This is a genomic window from Flavobacterium soyae (genome assembly GCF_021245985.1).
Classification (GTDB): domain Bacteria; phylum Bacteroidota; class Bacteroidia; order Flavobacteriales; family Flavobacteriaceae; genus Flavobacterium; species Flavobacterium soyae.
This window is the reverse complement of sequence record NZ_JAJQXA010000002.1, coordinates 353,240-373,925: the sequence shown is the minus strand read 5'-3', so window position 1 is coordinate 373,925 and position 20,686 is coordinate 353,240. Positions and strand designations below refer to the sequence as shown.

Annotated in this window: 24 protein-coding genes; 10 read left to right on the top strand and 14 right to left on the bottom strand. The window is 34.5% G+C overall.

All coding sequences use genetic code 11. The features are described from left to right. Position 1: 1 nt before the first annotated feature. From LUU93_RS03965 to LUU93_RS03950, 4 genes are all read left to right on the top strand, one after another. Entirely contained in the window at positions 2-1,012 is a 1,011-nt protein-coding gene (locus LUU93_RS03965; protein ID WP_232678535.1) for an efflux RND transporter periplasmic adaptor subunit, read from the top strand. An 11-nt stretch (positions 1,013-1,023) separates the two neighbouring features. Then, positions 1,024-2,394 (top strand): magnesium transporter, encoded by a 1,371-nt coding sequence (gene mgtE, locus LUU93_RS03960; protein ID WP_232678533.1) that lies wholly within the window; start codon positions 1,024-1,026, stop codon positions 2,392-2,394. A gap of 69 nt (positions 2,395-2,463) precedes the next feature. Continuing rightward, on the top strand, positions 2,464-2,763 hold the full coding sequence (locus LUU93_RS03955; protein WP_232678532.1) for a DUF190 domain-containing protein: 300 nt from the start codon (positions 2,464-2,466) through the stop codon (positions 2,761-2,763). Between the two features lie 3 nt (positions 2,764-2,766). Further along, complete coding sequence (locus LUU93_RS03950; RefSeq protein ID WP_232678529.1) at positions 2,767-5,880, top strand: efflux RND transporter permease subunit; 3,114 nt, start codon at positions 2,767-2,769, stop codon at positions 5,878-5,880. Between the two features lie 126 nt (positions 5,881-6,006). Here the strand turns inward: LUU93_RS03950 and LUU93_RS03945 are convergent, their stop codons facing one another. From LUU93_RS03945 to LUU93_RS03925, 5 genes are all read right to left on the bottom strand, one after another. Continuing rightward, positions 6,007-7,191 carry a DUF3570 domain-containing protein gene (locus LUU93_RS03945; protein WP_232678527.1) on the bottom strand — a complete coding sequence of 395 codons (1,185 nt, stop codon included), beginning with the start codon at positions 7,189-7,191 and terminating at the stop codon, positions 6,007-6,009. Between the two features lie 15 nt (positions 7,192-7,206). Further along, positions 7,207-7,434, bottom strand: coding sequence for a DUF4266 domain-containing protein (locus LUU93_RS03940; protein WP_232678525.1), 228 nt, complete (start codon positions 7,432-7,434; stop codon positions 7,207-7,209). Then, on the bottom strand, positions 7,431-8,324 hold the full coding sequence (locus tag LUU93_RS03935) for an FAD:protein FMN transferase (protein ID WP_232678523.1): 894 nt from the start codon (positions 8,322-8,324) through the stop codon (positions 7,431-7,433). The genes LUU93_RS03940 and LUU93_RS03935 overlap by 4 nt, the downstream gene beginning before the upstream one ends. Positions 8,325-8,364: 40 nt before the next feature. After that, positions 8,365-8,799 (bottom strand): thioredoxin family protein, encoded by a 435-nt coding sequence (locus LUU93_RS03930; RefSeq protein WP_232678521.1) that lies wholly within the window; start codon positions 8,797-8,799, stop codon positions 8,365-8,367. A gap of 110 nt (positions 8,800-8,909) precedes the next feature. Then, the gene (locus LUU93_RS03925) at positions 8,910-9,599 is read right to left on the bottom strand and encodes a VIT1/CCC1 transporter family protein (protein ID WP_232678519.1); all 690 of its coding nucleotides are present in this window, start codon (positions 9,597-9,599) and stop codon (positions 8,910-8,912) included. Between the two features lie 211 nt (positions 9,600-9,810). Between LUU93_RS03925 and LUU93_RS03920 the strand changes: the two genes are divergently transcribed. Continuing rightward, a complete protein-coding gene (locus tag LUU93_RS03920; protein WP_232678517.1) occupies positions 9,811-10,056 on the top strand; it encodes a hypothetical protein in 246 nt (81 codons plus the stop codon). 168 nt (positions 10,057-10,224) lie between these two features. On the opposite strand, the gene LUU93_RS03915 is transcribed toward LUU93_RS03920, so the two are convergent. From LUU93_RS03915 to LUU93_RS03905, 3 genes are read right to left on the bottom strand one after another with little or no spacing between them, the layout of a single operon-like run. Then, positions 10,225-11,208 (bottom strand): MlaD family protein, encoded by a 984-nt coding sequence (locus tag LUU93_RS03915; protein WP_232678515.1) that lies wholly within the window; start codon positions 11,206-11,208, stop codon positions 10,225-10,227. Between the two features lie 2 nt (positions 11,209-11,210). Then, positions 11,211-11,981 (bottom strand): ABC transporter ATP-binding protein, encoded by a 771-nt coding sequence (locus tag LUU93_RS03910; protein ID WP_232678512.1) that lies wholly within the window; start codon positions 11,979-11,981, stop codon positions 11,211-11,213. Positions 11,982-11,983: 2 nt separating this feature from the next. Further along, positions 11,984-12,754: an MlaE family ABC transporter permease gene (locus tag LUU93_RS03905; protein WP_232678510.1), complete on the bottom strand. Its 771-nt coding sequence runs from the start codon at positions 12,752-12,754 to the stop codon at positions 11,984-11,986. A gap of 305 nt (positions 12,755-13,059) precedes the next feature. On the opposite strand from LUU93_RS03905, the gene LUU93_RS03900 reads away from it, so the two are divergent. The 3 genes from LUU93_RS03900 to LUU93_RS03890 are packed head-to-tail and all read left to right on the top strand — an operon-like array spanning position 13,060 to position 15,182. Further along, on the top strand, positions 13,060-13,719 hold the full coding sequence (locus LUU93_RS03900) for a BON domain-containing protein (protein ID WP_232678508.1): 660 nt from the start codon (positions 13,060-13,062) through the stop codon (positions 13,717-13,719). A 22-nt stretch (positions 13,720-13,741) separates the two neighbouring features. After that, complete coding sequence (locus LUU93_RS03895; protein ID WP_232678506.1) at positions 13,742-14,413, top strand: BON domain-containing protein; 672 nt, start codon at positions 13,742-13,744, stop codon at positions 14,411-14,413. 49 nt (positions 14,414-14,462) lie between these two features. Continuing rightward, positions 14,463-15,182 carry an LOG family protein gene (locus LUU93_RS03890; RefSeq protein WP_232678504.1) on the top strand — a complete coding sequence of 240 codons (720 nt, stop codon included), beginning with the start codon at positions 14,463-14,465 and terminating at the stop codon, positions 15,180-15,182. Between the two features lie 32 nt (positions 15,183-15,214). Here the strand turns inward: LUU93_RS03890 and LUU93_RS03885 are convergent, their stop codons facing one another. Further along, positions 15,215-15,853: a hypothetical protein gene (locus tag LUU93_RS03885; RefSeq protein WP_232678502.1), complete on the bottom strand. Its 639-nt coding sequence runs from the start codon at positions 15,851-15,853 to the stop codon at positions 15,215-15,217. A 257-nt stretch (positions 15,854-16,110) separates the two neighbouring features. Here LUU93_RS03885 and LUU93_RS03880 point away from each other — a divergent pair, with 257 nt between their 5' ends. After that, the gene (locus LUU93_RS03880) at positions 16,111-16,551 is read left to right on the top strand and encodes a hypothetical protein (protein ID WP_232678500.1); all 441 of its coding nucleotides are present in this window, start codon (positions 16,111-16,113) and stop codon (positions 16,549-16,551) included. Between the two features lie 116 nt (positions 16,552-16,667). Here LUU93_RS03880 and LUU93_RS03875 read toward each other — a convergent pair whose 3' ends face one another. The 5 genes from LUU93_RS03875 to LUU93_RS03855 all read right to left on the bottom strand — a co-directional run bounded on the left by LUU93_RS03875 (position 16,668) and on the right by LUU93_RS03855 (position 19,663). Continuing rightward, a complete protein-coding gene (locus LUU93_RS03875; protein ID WP_232678498.1) occupies positions 16,668-17,501 on the bottom strand; it encodes a universal stress protein in 834 nt (277 codons plus the stop codon). 53 nt (positions 17,502-17,554) lie between these two features. After that, positions 17,555-18,040 carry a hypothetical protein gene (locus LUU93_RS03870; RefSeq protein ID WP_232678496.1) on the bottom strand — a complete coding sequence of 162 codons (486 nt, stop codon included), beginning with the start codon at positions 18,038-18,040 and terminating at the stop codon, positions 17,555-17,557. 51 nt (positions 18,041-18,091) lie between these two features. Further along, the gene (locus tag LUU93_RS03865) at positions 18,092-18,256 is read right to left on the bottom strand and encodes a FeoB-associated Cys-rich membrane protein (protein WP_232678494.1); all 165 of its coding nucleotides are present in this window, start codon (positions 18,254-18,256) and stop codon (positions 18,092-18,094) included. A gap of 174 nt (positions 18,257-18,430) precedes the next feature. Next, positions 18,431-19,099, bottom strand: coding sequence for a BON domain-containing protein (locus LUU93_RS03860; protein ID WP_232678492.1), 669 nt, complete (start codon positions 19,097-19,099; stop codon positions 18,431-18,433). Positions 19,100-19,150: 51 nt separating this feature from the next. Then, complete coding sequence (locus LUU93_RS03855; protein WP_232678490.1) at positions 19,151-19,663, bottom strand: hypothetical protein; 513 nt, start codon at positions 19,661-19,663, stop codon at positions 19,151-19,153. A 547-nt stretch (positions 19,664-20,210) separates the two neighbouring features. Here LUU93_RS03855 and LUU93_RS03850 point away from each other — a divergent pair. After that, positions 20,211-20,648, top strand: a complete 438-nt coding sequence (locus LUU93_RS03850) for an OsmC family protein (RefSeq protein WP_232678488.1) — start codon at positions 20,211-20,213, stop codon at positions 20,646-20,648. Positions 20,649-20,686: the final 38 nt, after the last annotated feature.

The following is a 20,686-nucleotide window of genomic DNA, read 5'->3' as shown; positions in this document are numbered from 1 at the left end:
TATGAAACATTTAATAAAATACAGCGGGCTTATGTTACTGCTTCTTTGCGCCTGCGGAGGAAAAGATCATAAACAAGTACAAGAAATAAATAATGTACCGCAGGTGCTCAATAATGGTAAAACTATTTTGTTCCCTAACACCAGCAGTATCGCATTTTTTAAGACCGAGCCAATAGGCAGTTCTGTACTTAGCAATAATATTACCGCTCCGGCTAAAGTATCGGCAACAGTTATGAAATCAGAAGAAGGAGCTTCGCAAAACATTATTTTATTCGAAAATTCAGATTTAGCGGCTAGTTATACACAGCTGATTCAGCATATAATTAATATCAACCAGATTAAGAATAAAAACATCAGACAAAAACAAATAGAAGTAGAGCGCGCCAAAGATTTACAAGCTCATGGTGCGGCCACAGGTAAAGAATTGTTAGAAGCACAAACTGCTTTATCAATGGAACAGGCAGGTTTAGCTAATGAAAGAGCAGCTATAATAGAGCATGAAACTAAATTGAAGGCCGGCGGATTTCAGCCTGAAGTACTAAAAAAAGCAAAGGCAGGAACATCATTTATTATTTGTGATATTCCTGAAAATCAAATCAGCAAAATCAAAAAAGGAGATAATTGTATTGTCCGTTTTACTGCTTTTCCTAATGAGAAATTTACCGGAAAGATCGATGCCGTTGCCGATATGATCGACCAGTCTGCCAGAATGGTTAAGCTTCGAATAAGTTTAAATGATACCAGCGGTAAATTGAAAGCCGGAATGTTTGCAACTGTTTCTTTTGGTTTAAGTGAAGGAGATTTTATTAGTGTTGATAAAAATTCTCTGGTTACAGTTCAGGCAAAAAACTATGTTTTTGTAAAAAAAGGAACTAAATATTTTGAACGTACAGAAGTAACTACAGGTGATCAGATAGGAAACAGAATTGTTGTTTATACAGGTTTGACTAATGGTGATGCTATAGCCGTTCAGGGTGTAATGCAGTTAAAAGGACTAAGTTTTGGATATTAAATGAATTCATTATGTCTATAAAAGAAAAAATATTAAAAGGTGATTTTTCAGATCTTTTGCTTAATCGTAATAATACGCATTATGTTCATCCGTCGGCAGCAGCAAAAATTTTTGAATCTATTCCTTTTGAGGCAGCTTTGAAAGCCTATCAGACTTTGCCAGGTAAAAATCAGGTAACTGTTTTTTCTTATTTAGATCCTCTTTTGCAAAAAAAAATAATTAGAAACTATTCACCTAAAAAAAGTGAATTTATTTTAAATGAGTTAAACCCTGATGACAGGATGATGTTTTTTTCTTCTCTAAAAAGTTTAGAACAAACCTATTTTTTAAATCTGCTTGACGAAAAAAACAAAGAAAATATTCAAACATTATTAGGCTATCCCAAGGATAGTGTAGCCCGAATAATGAATACTAACGCTGCAGCCATTAGTAGGGAAATTACAATTGAAGATGCTATACTTCATTTAAAAAATAATTATAAAGATGATGAAGCCGCTAATGTGATTTTTGTGGTCGAATCTGATAATAAACTGATAGATGATATTCCGATAAGAAAATTGGTATTCAATGATACAAACAAAAAAATAACAGAGATATTGGATGGCTTTTGTCCCAGTTTATCTATTACAGAAACTAAAAGAAGCGCTGTTGCCAAGTTCAAAGAATATGACCGAGATGTTTTACCGGTTGTCAATTCAGAAAACATTCTGTTAGGCGTAGTCACTATTGATGATATTTTAGATGTTGCCGAGCAGGATCATACTAAAGAGATTCAAAAAATAGGAGGCTTAGAAGAACTGGATTATCCCTATGTAAAAACATCATTTTTTTCTCTGCTGAAAAAACGTGCCAGCTGGTTAATTATTCTGTTTTTAGGAGAAATGTTAACAGCCACTGCAATGGGGTATTTTGACGGCGAAATTCAAAAAGCGGTAGTATTGGCATTATTTGTTCCCTTAATTATTTCAAGCGGTGGAAACAGCGGATCTCAGGCAGCAACTCTTATTATCAGGGCCATGGCTCTGGGAGAAATAGGTTTAAAAGACTGGTGGTTTGTAATGCGGAGAGAAATTTTATCAGGTTTATCGTTAGGTGTCATTCTGGGAAGCATCGGTTTCGTAAGAATTACAATATGGCAGAATCTGCATTGGTATGATTACGGAGAACATTGGCTTTTAATAGCTATAACCATATTTTTCTCTTTAATAGGAATTGTAATGTGGGGAACATTAAGCGGTTCTATGATACCCATATTGTTAAAACGATGTAAAATAGATCCAGCCACTTCATCGGCGCCATTTGTAGCTACACTGGTAGATGTAACAGGGCTCATTATCTATTTTTCGATAGCATCTATTATTTTAAAAGGAACAATTTTGTAAGATAATCCGCTGAGTAAAATTCTCTAAAAAATAGTAAACACATATTACTAATACTCTAATATAAAATAAATGATACAAGCACATATATACATTGATAAGGATGAGTTAAAAGGCACACAGCCTTTGTACGAATATATTTTAAGGGTTTTAATTGAACAAAATGTGCTGGGAGCTACCGTATTTCATGGAAAGTTAGGATATGGTGAGCATCAGCGTCTTAAAAGACCTAATGATTTGTTCAGTTTTGATGAAACTCCCCTGCTTATCATCTTTATTGATGAAGATGATAAAGTAAAACGAGCCTTAAAAGCTTTGCGAGAAGTATACAAAGGCGGTTTTATAGTTACTAATCAAGTTGAAAAATGGTAGATAATGATTAAGAATTTACTCATATTCAGTCTGCGAAACCGCTGGGCTGTAATTGCTATTAGCGTTGTATTGATGGCAATAGGATTTTGGTGTTTTACACAATTAAAAATTGAGGCATATCCTGATATTGCAGACACAAATGTAATTGTAGTTACCCAATACGAAGGCAGGGCAGCTGAAGAAGTCGAACAGCAGGTAACAGTTCCTATTGAAAGAGCTTTACAAAATACACCTAATGTTTTAGACCGCAGAAGCCGTACTATTTTTGGTTTATCTGTAGTGCAGCTTACTTTTAAAGACGGAACTGATGATTATTTTGCACGCCAGCAGGTTACAGAGCGTCTTGCAGGTGCCGAACTGCCGGAAGGTGCTGCACCAGAATTAGCACCGCTTTCTACAGCGGTAGGCGAAATTTTCAGATATGTTGTAGAAGCTCCGTCAAACTACAGTCAGGCCCAGCTAAGGGATTTACAAGACTGGGTTATAAAACCTGCTTTACTGCAGGTTCCGGGAATCGCTGATGTTACTACTTTTGGAGGGCCTTTGAAACAATTTCATATCATTACTTCTCCGGAAAAGTTGAGGAAATACAATCTTACTTTGCAAAACGTAATGGATGCGGTAAATGTAAACAATCAAAATACCGGAGGAAATATAATTGAAAGAGGCGGACAGGGTTTTGCTGTACGGGGATTAGGAGCTATTAAAACAGATCAGGATATTCAAAACATTGTTCTAAAATCGGAGAATGGCATTCCAGTTTTTGTCCGCGATGTGGCAACAGTCGAAATCACGCCGCCGCCGCCAAGCGGAGTTTTGGGGTATACCGTAACCAAAGATAAAAAAGATGTAAGCAGCGGTGTTGAAGGAATTATTCTTTTAAGGAGATATGAAAATCCAAGCGAGGTTTTAAAATCATTAAAAGAGAAAATGGCCGATTTGCAGGAAAATGAGCTGCCTCAAGGTGTAACCCTGCGCCCAATGTATGACAGAAGTTTCCTGATTGACCACTCTTTAGAAACTGTTGCACATACTTTACTGGAAGGAATTTCGATTGTAATTATCCTGTTGATTTTATTTCTTGGCAGTGCCAGAAGTGCATTGGTTGTAGCTTTAACTATTCCATTTTCATTATTGTTTGCTTTTATTTTAATGAGGCTTACAGGTATTCCTGCCAATTTACTTTCGCTGGGAGCAATAGATTTCGGAATTATCGTAGATGGAGCCTGTCTTATGGCAGAACATCTTATTAGGAGATATCGAACAGCTACGCCTCAGGAAAGAGAAGAAGGTATCGTAAAAATTACGCTGCAGGCTGCACAAGAAGTAGGAAGAGAAATTTTCTTTTCAGTAACTATTATCATATTGGCCTATATGCCAATACTTTTAATGACAAGGGTAGAAGGTAAATTATTTTCTCCAATGGCTTTAACCCTGGCTTTTGCAGTTATAGGTTCAATGCTGGCGGCACTAACCTTTATTCCGGTACTGATTTCGTTTGTCTACAGAAAAGAATTACTGGATATTGATAAGCCTATTAAAGAGCATAAAAATGCTGCATTGGATTTTTTAACGAATACGTACGAAAAAACATTATCCCGATTTTTAAATAATTATAAGAAAACCACTTTGATAGGATTTTCAGTTGTTGGGCTGTTTATTTTATGCGGAATAAAATTAGGAACTGAGTTTCTGCCAACATTAGATGAAGGATCGATTTTTTTAAGAGGGAATTTCCCTGCCGGAATTTCTATTCAGGAAAATGCGAAATACGCCCCAAGAATCAGAAAAATTATTGCTAAATATCCTCAAATATCTTATGTAATAACTCAAACCGGACGCAATGATGACGGTACTGACCCATTTCCTGCCAATAGAAATGAAATTCTTGTTGGACTTAAAGATTATAAACTGTGGAGCGACACCATTGCTAAAAAGGATTTGGTTGATATTATTAAAACTGATTTACAACAGCAAATTCCATCGGTACAGTTTTCTTCGGGACAGCCCATTATTGACCAGGTAATGGAGATTGTAAACGGCAGCGCGGCAGATCTTGCTATTTCTGTTGTTGGCGATGATTTGCAGATGATGAGAAAAAAAGCAGAGCGTATTGCGCAGATTGCCAAAAAAATCGACGGTGCTGTCAATGTAAATATTGAACAGGAGGGAGAACAGGAACAATTAGCGATAGATATTGACCGGGAACAAGCTGCCCGTTTTGGAATTAATGTTGCCGATATTCAAAATATGATTGAGGCTGCGATTGGGGGCAAAACGATTTCTACTTTATATGACGGGACAAAACGTTATGACATAGTAGTTAGGTTTTTGCCAGAGTACAGAAATTCTATCGATGCCGTAAAAAATATTTTAGTACCGTCGTCAAATGGTGCATTGATTCCGATGAGTCAATTGGCAAATATACATTTTGTAGAAGGACAAACTAATATTTATCGTTATGGAAGTAAACGTATGATTACCGTTAGAACAAACATAAAAGGAAGAGACCAGGGAAGTTTTGTAAAAGAGCTGAGACAAAAAGTTGATAAAAGTGTAACAGTACCCAAAGGATATAATATTATTTATGGCGGACAATATGAAAATCTCGAAAGAGCGGGAAAACAATTAGCTTTTACTATTCCTCTCACAATTATCATGGTCTTTTTATTCCTGTTTATGCTGTATAAAAATTTCCAGCACACCATGATAACAATGAGTTGTATATTGTTTGCTTTAGGAGGCGGCATTGTGGCTTTACTCCTTAGAGGATATTACTTTAATGTTTCTGCCGGGGTTGGTTTTGTGAGTATTTTTGGTATTTCTGTAATGGCAGGTGTATTGCTTGTATCGGCTCTCAACAGAAAAACCATATCTGAAGATGATTTGCACAACAATGTATTGACGGCGTCAAAAGAGCAATTAAGGGCATTATTGTCAATTCTTATTGTTGCTATTATAGGTCTTGTTCCTGCAGCTGTTTCGTCTGGTATTGGCTCAGATGTACAGCGGCCGCTGGCAACAGTAATTATAGGCGGATTAACCAGTACACTGTTTTTTGCACCTGTACTAATTCCTCCTTTATACCTCTGGATAAATAAAAAATATAAAGAATGAGTTGTAGATTACGTTATGCAATTGTTTGATAGATAGTCAATTTCAAGTTGTTTCTGACGAATGTTAATTAAAAATAGGCTGTTTTTAAAGAAACAGCCTATTTGCATTTATGTTAAATTTTAAAATCTATTTATATTTGATATTAATGCTGATAATATCAGAAGTCATATTAGTAGTTCTGGTATAATGTCCATAACGAATCTCTAAAGTATTCCAGTGTTTAAGACCAAAGATACCGTTTGGCGGAGTGAATTTCATTCCCATTCCAAAGAAACTGCTGTCAAACTTTGATAAATCATAGTTGCTGGTGTAATATTCATCCGCAGCCGTATGTTCTCCATAAGGTTTGAAATATTTTGTGCCAGTTTGAGTATAATATCTGTAAAATGGACTTAATGAAAAAGCCTGAGTTAATTTTACAGGAATTTCCAGGTCAGCGGTATGTGCTTTTAGGCTCCAGTCATCAGTATAATATCTGTAGTAAGCGCGGATAATAACAGCATCACCTAAAAAATAACTAGCCCTGATTCCAAGAGGTATTTTAAGTCTGCTATCGGGCATTTTTTCCTGATGCACAGTACCATCTGTAAAATATACTCTATGAAAGGGAAGACTTAAATAGCCATTCTGACTAATAACATCTCCTATAAGCATCACCTGAAGATTTTTATTTATAATCTGAGAGTAACTTAAGGTTCCTGCAAATGTATTTCTGTTTGCACTGTCATAGCCTTCACTTCCCGAAGAGCGAAGTTCAACAGGTTCAATTAGTTTGAGCTGATCGATAAACGTTTGGAATTTAGCTGTAAATTCACCGTTTTTATTTTTTGTTTTCTGCGAAAAACTTATGTTTCCACCAAAAGACTGATAATCGAATTCGGTTGATGACGAAACACCTATAGCAAAAGTTTGTCCTTTCTCTTCATTTTCTCTTAAATAAGTTAATGAGGGGTAAAATCGATTATCTGAAGAAGAAGCAGATGAATTGGCACTTAAATCAATCATATCTGATGAAGCAGAGGTATAATGATCAATTCCTGCTTCTATATCAAAGGTATGTTTAATTCCTGTTTCACCATATTTCACTAATTTAACGTCAATGGTATTGGCAATATCGGTAAGATGTTCTGAACCGCGCCCGCCGGTAACGGCAGAATTGTCACCGTCCTGTGTGTAATAACTCGAGACTAAGTTTACTTCTTCGAGTTTTAATTTTCTGCTTTTGTAACTGGTAGAATCAGTTGGGACATTTTGAGCTCTTAATTGAAACAATGCCAATAATGCAAATCCTGTTATGAATACTCTTTTCATTTTCCTTTACAAAGATTAGTTACAGCCGCAGCCGCCACCGCTTTTTCCTGAATTTGCCCCGGAAGCTCCTTCTCGGTAGGATTGGAAACTAAGTTCTGTTTTTTCAATTTTCCTGTTAGAAAGTACCATTTCAGAATCGTTGAGTTTCCCTTTCTGGTATTCTTTTACCGATGTACAGGAGGTCAGCAGTAAGACTGCAAAAGCAGTACTGCATAACAATACGAGGATTTTTTGCTTTTTCATTTTAGACGAATGTTTTTGGATGTGTAAATTTTATTGTTATCGTCAATTATAATGCAGTATAAATCAGGTATCTGATCTATCAAATACAAACCAGCTTTGATACCCATAACAGCTATGGGAGTTGCCATAGCATCTGCAAATTCAGCATTTGAAGCTATAATGGTGACACTTTTTATTCCGGTTATAGGCAGGCCTGTTTTTGGGTCGATCGTATGCGAATATTTTTTTCCATTAATAGTAACGAATTTTTCATAATTTCCAGAAGTAGCTACTGCCTTATTGGATATTTCCATATAGGAGAATGCAGCATTTGGTGAGTCAGGGTCTGCTACTCCAATAGTCCATTTTTTTCCGTTTGGCTGCAGTCCCCAGGCAGAAAGATCTCCGCTGGCATTAATAATACCGCTCTGGACATTGTTTTTAATCAGGATTTTTTTTGCCATTTCGGCCGCATATCCTTTTCCAATACCTCCAAAACCAATACGCATTCCCTTTTCTTTTAGAAATACAGTTGTATTTTCTTTGTCAAGTGTAATATTTCTGTAATCAATAAGATGAACCATTTTTTTTGCTGTTTCAGCGTCCGGCAGTTCAGTCATGGCTTTATCAAAATTCCACAGGCTTTTATCAATGCTTCCGTAAGAGATATCAAAAGCTCCTTGTGTTACTTTTGAAATTCCAATACATCTTTCAATGAGATTAAAAACTTCCAGATCTACTTTTATAGGTTTAATTCCTGCATTCTCGTTAATCATATTGGTCTGGCTGTCTCCTTTGTAGGTAGTCAGAAGTTTTTCAATTCTTCTGATTTCTTCAACAGCAAGTTTAATATTCTGATTTCCAGTTTTCTCATTCTCGGCTACAACTGTAATAGTGAAGTTGTTACCCATGAGTTTCAGGGACTGCGAGTATTTTTGACTTTTTAATATGTTATTTTCGGCTGTCACAGATCGCTTTTATTTCGGCTGTCCATTGTTCAGGTGATGTTTCCGGTTTTCCATGCCAGGTTTTAAGTATTTTACCCTCAGCGTCGAGAAGAAGGGTTAGAGGAAAACTTCCTTCTTTATTGTATATCTCGGCTAAATCTTCGTTACGTTTAACCTGTTCAGGAGTTCCTGAGTTTTTCTTTTTTCTTGGAAAATCAGCATTTACTAAAACTAAATTGTCATTTGCCATCTTTGTGAATTCTTGATTTTCAAGATAGTCTCTGCGCAGCATGATACAAGGCCCGCACCAGTCTGAACCGGAGAAGTTCAATAGAATTAATTCGTGCTTTTCCTTTGCGGTTTTTTTTGCATTATTAAAGTCAGGTTCCCAGTTTATAGGCAGTACTGTCAATAAAAGGAATAGTGTAATTAGTTTCATTTTGCAGTTTTGTTTTTAGACATATACGAAATAACGAATTGCTGCGGATCTTATTTTTTTGACTTGCTTAAGATTAGATTAATTTTTAAGGAGATAATTCATCCTTATTTTTAAGCAGTCTGAACTCCAAAAATATATCCAATCAGAGCAGATACTGCCATTGCAAAAGTACCCCAAATACAGATACGTAAAACGGCTTTAAGAATATTTGATCCTCCTGCTTTGGCTGCCATAATTCCTGATAATGCTAAAAAAAGTATTGAAAAACCATATTGGTAAAATACCATATTTTTTATCGGAGCAAAAATAGCTACCAGCAGTGGAAGCAGACCTCCAATTATAAATGACATAGCCGATGCAAAAGCAGCCATTAATGGATTGGCCTGTGTGATTTCATTAATTCCGAGTTCATCTTTGGCATGGGTTTCAAGTGCATTATGGGCAGTTAATTCCATTGCGACTTGACGGGCAAGTTCTTTATTTAAACCTCTTTGAATATAAATATGCGTTAATTCGTCAAGTTCAGATTCAGGCATGTTTATTAATTCTAGTTTTTCACGATCAAGATCAGCAGTTTCAACATCTGCCTGCGAACTTACTGATACATATTCTCCTGCTGCCATAGAAAGCGCTCCTGCTGCAAGTCCGGCTATGGCCGCAAGTAAAATAGGTTCTCTTGTTACATTTGCAGCAGCAACGCTAATCGCTAAACTTGTTGTAGACAAAATTCCGTCGTTTGCTCCCAGAACAGCCGCTCTGAGCCATCCGCTTCTATTAATGTAATGATTTTCTGCCTCCATAAACATTGTTTTTACAGTTATTTAAATTTTTTCAGGATTACTGTCTGTTTTTCTTTACACCTCCCAAATTGGTTTTTAGAAATTCTCTAGTTTGAAATTGTATTTTGTTTCGTGTACTTTTTTTCTATTCAGCATAATATATTTTTTTTAAATTTATTCATTTTAGTATAGATTTGTCTAGATCTAAATCTTAAATTTAAGAATTATTAAAATGGAGAAGGCTATTAAACTGCAGATCAGGAAAGAATTAAACAGCCAGCAGCAGCTCAGTGTTCTAAAGTTAAAAGGAAGCTTAATTTCTAAAGGCTATACAGAGATTATTCACATTGATGATTATAATGATGATTTTCATTTAAATTCTTTTGAGACCGCAATTGAAGATAGAAACAAAGTTTATGATTTTATTAATACATTTATAACTAAAGCTGAGCTTTTTGATACTGTAACCATCAAATGATTACCTGGAAACATAGAATGAAAATTACTATATAATGCTCTTATTTGAGAAGTAATAATATGATGATAGAGATATTTCTATATAGTTAAAAATAAATAAGGGACTTATAGATTTTTATTATTTTATGCTGCTGTAAAACTGTAGTATAGATATTGTAATAATGTATTTCTAATTGTTCTTTTCTTTATTTTTTTTATCTTGTTTCTTGAAATAACCTCTGAACAGAAAGCTTTGTTTTATAGCTTCCATGTTTTGGTTAAAATTGTGGGTGCTTTTTTCTATATTATCCAAACTTAGATTAATTTTTTTAGTTAATAGAGAATCTTTAAGTAAAGCAGGAATTGGTCCTTTGCCTTCTTGTAAACTACTGTTAAGGCCAGTGCTGAGAAGATTAATCTGGACAGATGCCTCATTAATTGATGCAGTGGTTTCTTTTAAATTTGAAAGTGTAGTCTGAAGGTCATCGGAAAAAGCTTTATTTGTGAGTAAAAGCCCTGCGGCACCCTTACCGGAATGAATATCATTAGCTATTTCCTTTAAGGTTAAAGTAAATTTCTTAGCATTTTCAGTAGTTGTGCGAATGTTTGACAATGATGCCTGAAGATTCTCTGAGAGCTCTTTTTTTTCCAAAAGGTTCAGCGTCTCACTTTGTTCCAGACGACTAGTAAGGTTCTTAAGAGACTCTGATACTATGTAGATGTTTTCATTACTTCTCGAGAGTGTTGTAAGAATCTCATCGATGCTGACAGTTTTCTCTACAAGTAAATAATCCCCATCTTTAACCATGCCTGCATTTATGCGCGCGGGCGTAATATTGAGAAGTTTATTTCCCATCAATCCATCAGTACCTATGGCAATTTTTGAGTTTACTGGAATTTTGCTTACGATCTCTTTTTTCATAAGGAGTGTAACTTCAATTGTTCTTGAATTTAAAAGTTTAATTGACTTTACAGTTCCTGCATTTACTCCTGAATATAAAACATTACTGCCTTGCTGAAGACCGTTTATATTTGAAAACCTTGCTTTTAATTGAATACCGCTGCTAAATAAACTGTTCCGGTTTCCCACATAGAATAATGAAACCACTAGCAGTATTAATCCTAGTAAAACAAAAGTTCCGAGTTTTAAATTATTTTTATCATCAGTATCCATCACTATTGAAAAAATTGTTTAATATTGATGTCGTTCGAATTTTGGAAATCTGCGTAGGTGCCTGCTGCGTAGCAGCTGCCATCTAAGAGAAGGATTACACGATCTGCTGTTTTCTTTACACAATTCATATCATGAGAAATAATTATGGAGGTTGTATGATACTTCTTTTTTAGTTCTAAGATAAGATTTTCAATTTCTGCTGCAGTTACAGGATCAAGTCCTGAGGTAGGTTCGTCGTATAAAATTATCTTGGGTTTGAGTATTATGATTCTTGCCAAAGCTATGCGTTTGAGCATGCCTCCTGATAGTTCTGAAGGCATCATATCGATCGTGTGCAGAAGTCCCACATTTTCCAGTGCTTCACAAACAAGTTTATTAATCTGGTCCTGTGAAATATTAACCCTGTTTCTTCGTAAAGGGAATTCTAAATTTTCTCTGACGGTCATGGAGTCATAAATTGCATTGCTTTGGAAAAGGAATCCAATTTTTGTACGCATCTGATCCATTTTATCATATTTTATTGATGTAATATCGGTTCCGGTTACAAAAATATGACCGCGCTGTGGTTTTATAAGACCTATGATGCATTTAATGAGCACGGATTTTCCGCATCCTGATTTTCCGAGAATCACTACATTTTCTTCTTCAAAGACCGTAAGATTAAGATTGACCAATACTTTATGGTTTCCAAACTGTTTGGAAAGATTCTCAATGATAATAACAGCTTTGCGGCCTTCCGTCAGATTGATACTGCCTGTTAATGAATTTTCCATAATCAGTTAAGTCCTAATATTTCTGTTATTTGTACCGCCAGTAAATCAATTATAAAAATCAAAACTGAAGCTAAAACCACTGCAGAGTTGGCTGCATTTCCAACGCCTCGTGTGCCTTTCACTGCATTATAACCTTTATAAGCACCGACAATGCCTATTACAAACCCAAAGAAATAGGTTTTTATATACGATGGGAGAATATCTGTTAATTCCAGAGAATTAAAAATTTCAGAAAAAAATAAGCGCAGACTTGTTACTCCCTGTATATTGATTCCTATAAATGCTCCAACGAGTGCTATTGCGTCAGCCATTACAATTAGAATAGGCAGCATAATGGTGCAGGCCAGAACACGTGTGGCCACAAGATATTTGAAAGGGTTGGTTCCACTTACTTCCATGGCGTCGATTTGTTCAGTAACCTTCATAGATCCTAACTCAGCTCCAATACTGCTGGCAATTTTGCCTGCAAATATCAAAGCTGCCACCACAGGTCCAATTTCTCTAATGATGGCAATTCCCACCATAATTGGCAGCCGTGATTCAACTCCATATTTCACAAGAGACGGACGAAGCTGCATAGTCAGCACCAGTCCGATTATCAGACTGGTTAATGATACAAGCGTAAAAGATTTGTATCCAATATTATAGCATTGCCGAAACAATTCCCTGGTTTCAAAAGGTTTTCTAAAACCTATAGCAAAGTATCGGGCTGTAAACCTTGACAGGTTTCCGGTATCTTCTAAAAACTGCAGTACTGTCATTGTAAGTTTCATATGACCATGTATTTTATTTTTAGTAAAGGAAGAATTTATTGCAGAAATTAAAAATGATTGGCATCACATTTAGCTTCAGATGTGATTTAGGTACTTTTTAAAATAGAGGGATGATAGCAGTTTAAAGTACACAAATTTACTATGTTTTTTCTTGTGTTGTAATCAAAATATTTTTTATGATTCAGGTCATTTTTACGACTGATGAAGATCATTTTTTTTACTGTATTCTTTATCCAATTTTGTTTTACTGTAGGCAGTGTATTTGATGCAGTATTAAATTAGTGTACATATAAAAAAAAAGAGTCATGAAAAAAAATAATGATGTTTTAAGAAAGGAAGTCAAGGAAGCCCTTAAATGGGAACCTCTTCTGCATACTAATGAAATTGATGTCCATGTCAGTGAAGGCGCAGTTAATCTTGAAGGAACAGTAGATACTTATGCGCAGAAAAAAGAAGCTGAACATGTCGTTAAAAAAATTCCGGGAGTGAAAGATGTAGTTAATAATGTAAAAGTGGATTTATTTACTTCAGCCATTAAAAGTGATAAAGAAATTACAAATTTAGTGACTAAGGCCCTGCATGAAAACTGGGCAGTGCCCGATCATAAGATAGAAGTAACCGTTAAAGACGGCTGGGTGACACTTAAAGGAATTTTACATTGGAATTTCCAAAGAAAGGCCGCCGATAATGCCATACGCTATCTTAATGGAGTCAGAGGTGTAATTGACAAGATAAAGATAGAAGCGGAAGTAAAAAATGAAATAAAAAAAGAACTGGTTGAGAAAGCACTTCGCAGAAGCTGGCTTCTGGAAGTTGATAATATAAAAGTCAGGGTTGATGGAAAAACAATTTTTTTAAGTGGTATTGTCAGTTCGCTTTTCCAGAAAGAAGAAGCAGAGAAAATTGCATGGGATACGCCTGGGGTGTGGTTTGTAGATAATGAAATTTTGGTAGAATTTGATTAGGATAAATAAAAACAAAAAAATCATGAAAAATAATGAGGTATTACAACGGGAAATACAGGAAGCGATAAAGTTCGAACCAATGCTGCATGCGGCTGAAATTGGTGTTATTATCAAAGAAGGGATTGTTACCCTTAATGGAACTGTGGACAATCTGGTAAAAAAAACAGAGGCACTGCATGCTGCAAAGAAAATTAAAGGAGTGGCGGCAATCGTAGATGAAATTGAAGTAAAAATTGACAGTACTTTATTTTTTTCTGATCAGGATATTGCAGCAAAGATTGTAAAAAAGTTAAAAGAAAATCTAATTGTTCCTCAAAATACAATTAGTCTGACTGTCGAGAGAGGAAGTGTAACAGCAGAGGGGATAGTACCATGGAATTTTCAAAGGGAAACAGCTCTGGATATAATTAGAAATCAAGCTGGAGTAAGGGATGTTACCAATAACATAAAACTTAAGAGGGAACTCTATGATCAGGCAGAAAAGGAAATACTTGAAAAAGCGCTCCGCAGACATTGGGCTTTTGATATGGATGAAATAGATATTCAGGTTGCCGGTGCAACCGTTCAGCTTTCAGGTACGGTCGGCTCAATTTTTCAGAAGGAAGAAGCGGAGAGAATTGCCTATAAAACTCCTGGGGTAATAAAAGTTGTTAATCATTTAAAAGTGGATCTTGAACAGCCATATTTGTGTTAAAATCAGATAAAAAAAAAGCGGATAATTAGCAGGATTTAAATTAAGGATTATGATAAATCAAAATGAAAAGGCAGAAATTAAGTTTTTAGAAGGCCCTCAGTCAAGATTTGCGGAACTGAAATTTATAGCGTCTACTTTATTGGAATTGATAAGATGTTTTAGGAAACTTTATTCGATAGGTCCCTGTATTACTTTTTTTGGATCAGCACGTTTTAGTGAAGACCATCCTTATTATGAATTTGCAAGAAAAGCAGCGGGAGAATATGCAAAGCTTGGTTTTACGATTATGACAGGCGGAGGGCCCGGTTTAATGGAAGCTGCGAATCGTGGAGCAAAAGAAGCCGGAGGAAAATCTGTAGGCTGTAACATAAAGCTTCCAATTGATCAAAATCTCAATTCTTATCTTGATAAGTGGGTACAGGTAAAACATTTTTTTGTACGCAAGATACTTTTAGTTAAATATTCTTTCGCCTTTATAGTAATGCCGGGAGGTTTTGGAACAATGGATGAGTATTTTGAATCTCTGACACTTATGCAAACAGGAAAGATTAGAAATTTTCCGATAATCATATTTAATACCCCATATCATAAGGCACTCATTGAACACATAAATTCAATGAAACAGCAAGGAACTATTAATGAATTGGATTTAAAGCTTTTTATGGTTACTGATGATATTGAGCAGGCAAGACTTTTTATTATCGAACACAGTATTAAGCGTTACGGACTCAAACCAAAATTTCAATTTGAAAATGAAGGATGTTTTTAGTGTTTTGTAGATTCTATATTATAAATGAATTTTTATTTATTAAGATCTCTGATTACATTTTTTGCCAGCATATCTTTTATTATTAATTTCCCATATTGATGGGCAAGACTAGAAATGCCAGAAGGGTTGAAGGACTCAGTACGAACTGAATAAAGCAGTTTTTGATCGGATAAACTGTATAGATTACTTTCCCAGAAATAAGATGTATTGTCAATATAGTAGCCTTCCTCATAAATTTTGCCATAAACAGCGGCATAGTAAGGGTAAAAACCGCTATGGCGATATTGATTTGATATGTCGTACATACTGGCTGGAGCATGGTATTTTTCTTTATCGCGGCGAAGCAGAACAATAGTCAATACTGCACTTACATTTTCCTGCTGAAGTTTACTCAATATCAGTTTTTCATCCTGACCGTTAAGTGTATTTAAGCCGTACAACTCAATAGAGCATACTGCATTATAACCTAGATTGCATAAATCATCGGCCATGTGATTCTCCATTTTTTTTCGCAGCTCTTTATCAGAATCTTTTGTTAATGCAGTTACGATGATTTTTCCTTTTTCAAGATTCACCATTTGTGCTGATTTGTATGTACTAATGATGCTTGTGCTTGAGCACTGAATCATTAAAAGAGATGACATTACGATAATATATACACTTGTTTTCATTTTGACTCTTATTAAAATTCATAGTAAAGTTATAGTTATCACTTTGAAGGAAATATGACCAGAATCATCTTTCAAGTAGTAGTTTGTTTTTTTTAAGTATCTACTTTGAGTACATGTTAAATAATCGATGAGAGATACCATTTTATAGAGTTTAATATGGCATAAATTTTTCAGTTTAGATCAATATTTTGGGAACATTTTTTAGTAAAAACAATCAATACGTAAAGGGTAAAACTAATATTTTAAATCATAACAGTATGAAGACAAAATTGAGCATAATGGGCATGATCGCTGCACTGATATATTCGTGCCAGGATAAAACAGGCGTTAATTCGAATGAAGATGAAATTAATCAAGATTTGGTTCAGGCTGCAGATATTGAGCGTCAAACACTTAGAGAATGGTTCTCTTTTAATAGAGAGGCTGACAGCGTAATTGCCTCGGCTAATTCAATTATTAAACGTGAGATTGAAAACCACGATAGGAGAGGAAGAACTAAAAATAATATTGTAATTACGCAGTATCATTTAGAGAGATTGAAAAAGAAAGTTAAGTATATTAAAGATTATGAAGTCAGTACAGAACATTTTGATGAAAATGTAAGCTATACATTAGATTCATTAAAAGTCGATTATCTTCAGGAAAAATTAAAACTTGAAGCGGCTTTATGTGAATTTAATGTATACGAATTGCCGTAAACTGAACCAGACGTAGTAATTGTCAGCATGTAAAGAAGTGAGAATTAAAAAAACAGACATTACATCTTTAAAATAAAGACTGGCAGGTTCGTATTGGATTTAGTCTGCCTGCTTTTTTATTCTTTTCTATAGACAAGCATTGGTGTTCTGGTATCAAAACCTTTTTCAGCAGTTTTGACAGACTGCAAGAGCTGTTCAAACCAAGTGCGGTCTTCTTTTGTAAACATTATTATAATAGATGGTTTTGTAATTATAATATCAATTTGAAGATTTTTTAGTAATGAATTTTCAGTGGAAAGCTTTTTAAAATAAAAGGTAATTTTCTCAGATTGAAATTTACGTTCAATGTCATTTAGTTTGTTTTTTATCTGCTTTTCATTGCTAAAATAATCATAGTGATAGACTGATATTGCGGCGTCAAATAAAGCTGAGAACTTTTTAACCAACTGAATTTCATGCGGAAAGTTTTCAATGTCAGATGGATACAATATCGATTTTAAGGGTTTTACACGGTAATATCGGGGCACTACAAAAATTGGAACCGGAGATTCGCTTAAAATTCGGGACGCATGGCTGCCCAGTAATTTATTGATTAGTCCGCCTCCACGGGTGCCAATACATATATAATCGGCTTTAATTTTTGCGGCACAGTCAATAACAGCGCTGCTTACATCGAGCCTGCTCTCTGCAATAAAATTAATTTTACCGGGGACTTTTCCAGTTTGTTTATAAAGAGTATTTACAAATTTTATAAGTTCTTTTTGCTGTACTTTATTATCCGTTGGAGGTATATCGACAAAGGTAACGGCCGCATATGGATCTATTATAAATGAGGTATCTGCATGGTAGAAAGTCAATTCATAAGGAGCCTGAGAAGCAAGCTGTATAGCAAAACGCACCGCTGTCTTTGAGTTATTAGATAAGTCTGTTGTAACAAGAATTTTTTTCATGGTTATAAAATTTTAAGATATGAAAATAAGGTGATGTAAAAGAGGAAATTAATTTACTGCTGCTGTTCAGGAAATTCCATTTCGTTTAAATATTTGTTAATTTTTTTCCATTCTTTGCTATTAATCTCTGCGGTATCTATGTCTGTTGTCCAGTCAAATGCAGGAAATAATTTAAGCCGGTTTACAATACGTTTTTTATAACCAAATGAAAAACGATCGCCTCTCATTTGGAATTCTATAGTTTTATCAGGGTTTTTTATATTTTGATATAAAACGTTCTGTGTTTTCCAGTCTCCGCCCCAAGTCAGGAAAGAGTTAATGAAACATAATATTGCAACAATGAATGCAGTAATGAATCTGGACTTTGAATTTTTGAGTTTACCCCAAAATGAACCAATTATAAAAACGAAAGTAAGGACAGCCGTATAGAGTATTATAAAATGCACAATAGAATTATTAATATACAATGCAGTATACCGGTTGAGCAATATCAGAGCTGTTGTAATTAAGAAAAGAATATAAATTGCAATTGTTTTCATGGGCTGAATTATTTTAAATTATCATAATAAACTGTTGAGTTAAATTAATTTTCATTTTAAATCATGTACCTCAGATTCCTCTTCATAATGATGTGAAGGCTTGTTTAAATCTTCTTCAAATTTCTTTTTGTCTTTTATATTGCGTATGACTACAAAAATCATCGCTGACAATACGATCAATCCTGTAAAGGATAATATAATCCAACTTGGTTCCATAATACTAAATTTTTAAAATTTGTTTTTGTGATCTGCAGATTTAATTTTAAGTCAAATTAATCTTTGCTTGTTTTTTGTTGAATCTGTGAGCCTTTTTTTTCTGAAAGTACCATATAGATTCCTTCTGTAGTTTGCAGCAGAGCAAAAAGAAAAGGAATTAATAGAAGAACTTTACTATACAATAGGAGTATATTTATGCTCCACAACGAGCTGGTTGTCTACAGACCAAATACCAGGTGTTTTCCAAGCTGTTTTTTCGGCCAGATCTTTTTGGTACAGTGAGGAAACTACTCCTGTTAAAGTTACTTTTGTACCGTCTACACGAACCAGAATGTCTTGTGAACGAAGTGTCCAGTTATTTTTTAAGGCTCTTTCAACATCTTTTTTCTCAATTTCATTTTGTATTTCAGATTTGATTTTGATGCGGTTGGTCACCCCTTTGACACCTGGCAGATATGCAATAGCGTTGTTTGCTGCCTCTTTTTGATAATTCCAGGTAACATGGCCTTCAAGTGTAATCCATCCGTCTTCTACTTTTACTTTTAAATTTTCGTTTGGAACTGACCAGCAGTCAATTAGTGCTTTTAGAACATCATTTGCAATATCATTATCCGATTTTGTGTTACTGGAATATCTTACGTCAATTTCCTCTACAACTGCTTTTACACCATCTACATTTTTAGCAGCACTCTCTGCTTCGATTTTTTTGAAATAAGCATCTACGGTTCCCATAAGGGTTACTATACCATTTTTAGCAGTTACTCCAATTTCTGCAGCATGAAGCTGTGGTTCCCATTTAATGGCATTTTGCACATCTCTTTGTAATTCTTCATCAGTTTTCATTTTACTTTAATTTAAGACAGTTAATTAATAAAGTTTTTTGATCTATTTTTATTAGTTTTCCAGCAGTACTTGATTTTCTTTCTCAGAAAGTGAGTTCTCTTTTGGAAGATGTATGTGAAGAATGGCCTGTATTTTTTCAATTTTATCAGCAGGCAGCTCAGCACAAAGCATAAATTTATGAGCTCTGATTTCGGTTTTATACTCGATGTTCTTATTTTTTGAAAATGCAATAGCAATCAGTGGAATTACAGCTCCTATAAGTATTGCTATACAAGCATATATAATAGGCATTTTAATATTAGGCATGCCAACTCCAAGATCAAAAAAGAATAAAGAGCCAAATATCATTGAGGTTAAGCCTACTGCAAATAATCCGATGGAACTCCATTTTTCCATTTGATCGTAAATACTGTAATACCCCAGAACATTCTGTTCGGTATAACAATCCGTGCCTATCAGCGATAGTTTTGTAATGTCATAACCTCGTCTTTTAAGCTTTATTATTGCATCTTCTGCCTGCTGCTGAGTTTGAAAATGCGCTACAAATAATTTATGATTTTTCATGGCCGGTTATTTATTATTTTCTTTAGTGTTAATATGATGAAATTTAGAATTTATATCTGTGAGTTCTGTTTGGTAAAATTGCATTAAAACTCTAAAGAAGGAAATGATGCTTATCATTTGTTAAAATGATTTTAGACATATTTAAGTACTCTGCGGCAAAGGTCCGGATAATGAAACAGTACTGATCAAAAGCTTTTTAGCATGATTATAAAAAATATTGTATAAATGCAGTTTTTTGGAAACATTAAAGAATTGCAGCGACAGTATAAATAGTAATTTTGTTTAACTGCATAGGTTGTAAACACTAAATACTATGATTTGTTAATTGTTTTTTTGAAGTTAGCATAAAATACAGTAGTCAAATCAAAATGATATTGATCAGGTTTTACTTTTAGAAAACTTCAGGTAATGTGATGAATATCATATAGTTTTATTCAGTAAATAATTAATTTAGCACAATACTTATTTCTTATAAAGTATATGTTTCATAAATTAATCTTCTTTATTAAAAATGTACTTTCTGTATTAAATCATATTAAAAATCATTATGGAAACTTCACAGGAATATCAGGTAGATCTTCACTGGAAAGAGGATGAAAATGCAGAAGTGAGTTCACTGCTTTTTAAGGATAAGATCCAGATAGCGGCCCACTACTGTCTTAGCCATGTAAATGATGATATCTGGTCTGCAGAGCATTTGTTTATTGCCTCTGTTGCCAGCTCCTATATGACGGCATTTTTAAGAACAGCAAAAAATAAGGGGATTAATTATAAAAGCTACAAAAGCAGCATTAGAGCATCCGTTGCAATATCTGATAAAGTTTCTGAAATAACAGATATCCTGATAAGACCTACTATTGTAATTATTGAAAGGAGTCAGATCAATAAAACCTTAAAGATTTTTTCATTGTGCAGAGAACACAGCCTGGTATTAAATTCTTTAAAGATCAGGATACATATATTTCCTTCGGTTGTCGTACAATAGAAACTGATATGCTTTAGGGATAGTTTTTTAAGAAACTG

Bases quoted from the DNA above. Each gene is read 5' to 3' on its own strand.
- LUU93_RS03945 (WP_232678527.1), bottom strand. From the start codon at position 7,191: ATGAAAAGAGTATTCATAACAGGATTTGCATTATTGGCATTGTTTCAA.
- LUU93_RS03880 (WP_232678500.1), top strand. From the start codon at position 16,111: ATGAAGACAAAATTGAGCATAATGGGCATGATCGCTGCACTGATATAT.
- LUU93_RS03915 (WP_232678515.1), bottom strand. From the start codon at position 11,208: ATGGATACTGATGATAAAAATAATTTAAAACTCGGAACTTTTGTTTTA.
- LUU93_RS03935 (WP_232678523.1), bottom strand. From the start codon at position 8,324: ATGGGTAACAACTTCACTATTACAGTTGTAGCCGAGAATGAGAAAACT.
- LUU93_RS03875 (WP_232678498.1), bottom strand. From the start codon at position 17,501: ATGAAAAAAATTCTTGTTACAACAGACTTATCTAATAACTCAAAGACA.
- LUU93_RS03940 (WP_232678525.1), bottom strand. From the start codon at position 7,434: ATGAAAAAGCAAAAAATCCTCGTATTGTTATGCAGTACTGCTTTTGCA.
- LUU93_RS03905 (WP_232678510.1), bottom strand. From the start codon at position 12,754: ATGAAACTTACAATGACAGTACTGCAGTTTTTAGAAGATACCGGAAAC.
- LUU93_RS03890 (WP_232678504.1), top strand. From the start codon at position 14,463: ATGATAAATCAAAATGAAAAGGCAGAAATTAAGTTTTTAGAAGGCCCT.
- LUU93_RS03965 (WP_232678535.1), top strand. From the start codon at position 2: ATGAAACATTTAATAAAATACAGCGGGCTTATGTTACTGCTTCTTTGC.
- LUU93_RS03895 (WP_232678506.1), top strand. From the start codon at position 13,742: ATGAAAAATAATGAGGTATTACAACGGGAAATACAGGAAGCGATAAAG.
- LUU93_RS03855 (WP_232678490.1), bottom strand. From the start codon at position 19,663: ATGAAAAATCATAAATTATTTGTAGCGCATTTTCAAACTCAGCAGCAG.
- LUU93_RS03920 (WP_232678517.1), top strand. From the start codon at position 9,811: ATGGAGAAGGCTATTAAACTGCAGATCAGGAAAGAATTAAACAGCCAG.
- LUU93_RS03870 (WP_232678496.1), bottom strand. From the start codon at position 18,040: ATGAAAACAATTGCAATTTATATTCTTTTCTTAATTACAACAGCTCTG.
- LUU93_RS03860 (WP_232678492.1), bottom strand. From the start codon at position 19,099: ATGAAAACTGATGAAGAATTACAAAGAGATGTGCAAAATGCCATTAAA.
- LUU93_RS03950 (WP_232678529.1), top strand. From the start codon at position 2,767: ATGATTAAGAATTTACTCATATTCAGTCTGCGAAACCGCTGGGCTGTA.
- LUU93_RS03850 (WP_232678488.1), top strand. From the start codon at position 20,211: ATGGAAACTTCACAGGAATATCAGGTAGATCTTCACTGGAAAGAGGAT.
- LUU93_RS03955 (WP_232678532.1), top strand. From the start codon at position 2,464: ATGATACAAGCACATATATACATTGATAAGGATGAGTTAAAAGGCACA.
- LUU93_RS03925 (WP_232678519.1), bottom strand. From the start codon at position 9,599: ATGGAGGCAGAAAATCATTACATTAATAGAAGCGGATGGCTCAGAGCG.
- LUU93_RS03910 (WP_232678512.1), bottom strand. From the start codon at position 11,981: ATGGAAAATTCATTAACAGGCAGTATCAATCTGACGGAAGGCCGCAAA.
- mgtE (WP_232678533.1), top strand. From the start codon at position 1,024: ATGTCTATAAAAGAAAAAATATTAAAAGGTGATTTTTCAGATCTTTTG.
- LUU93_RS03885 (WP_232678502.1), bottom strand. From the start codon at position 15,853: ATGAAAACAAGTGTATATATTATCGTAATGTCATCTCTTTTAATGATT.
- LUU93_RS03930 (WP_232678521.1), bottom strand. From the start codon at position 8,799: ATGAAACTAATTACACTATTCCTTTTATTGACAGTACTGCCTATAAAC.
- LUU93_RS03865 (WP_232678494.1), bottom strand. From the start codon at position 18,256: ATGGAACCAAGTTGGATTATATTATCCTTTACAGGATTGATCGTATTG.
- LUU93_RS03900 (WP_232678508.1), top strand. From the start codon at position 13,060: ATGAAAAAAAATAATGATGTTTTAAGAAAGGAAGTCAAGGAAGCCCTT.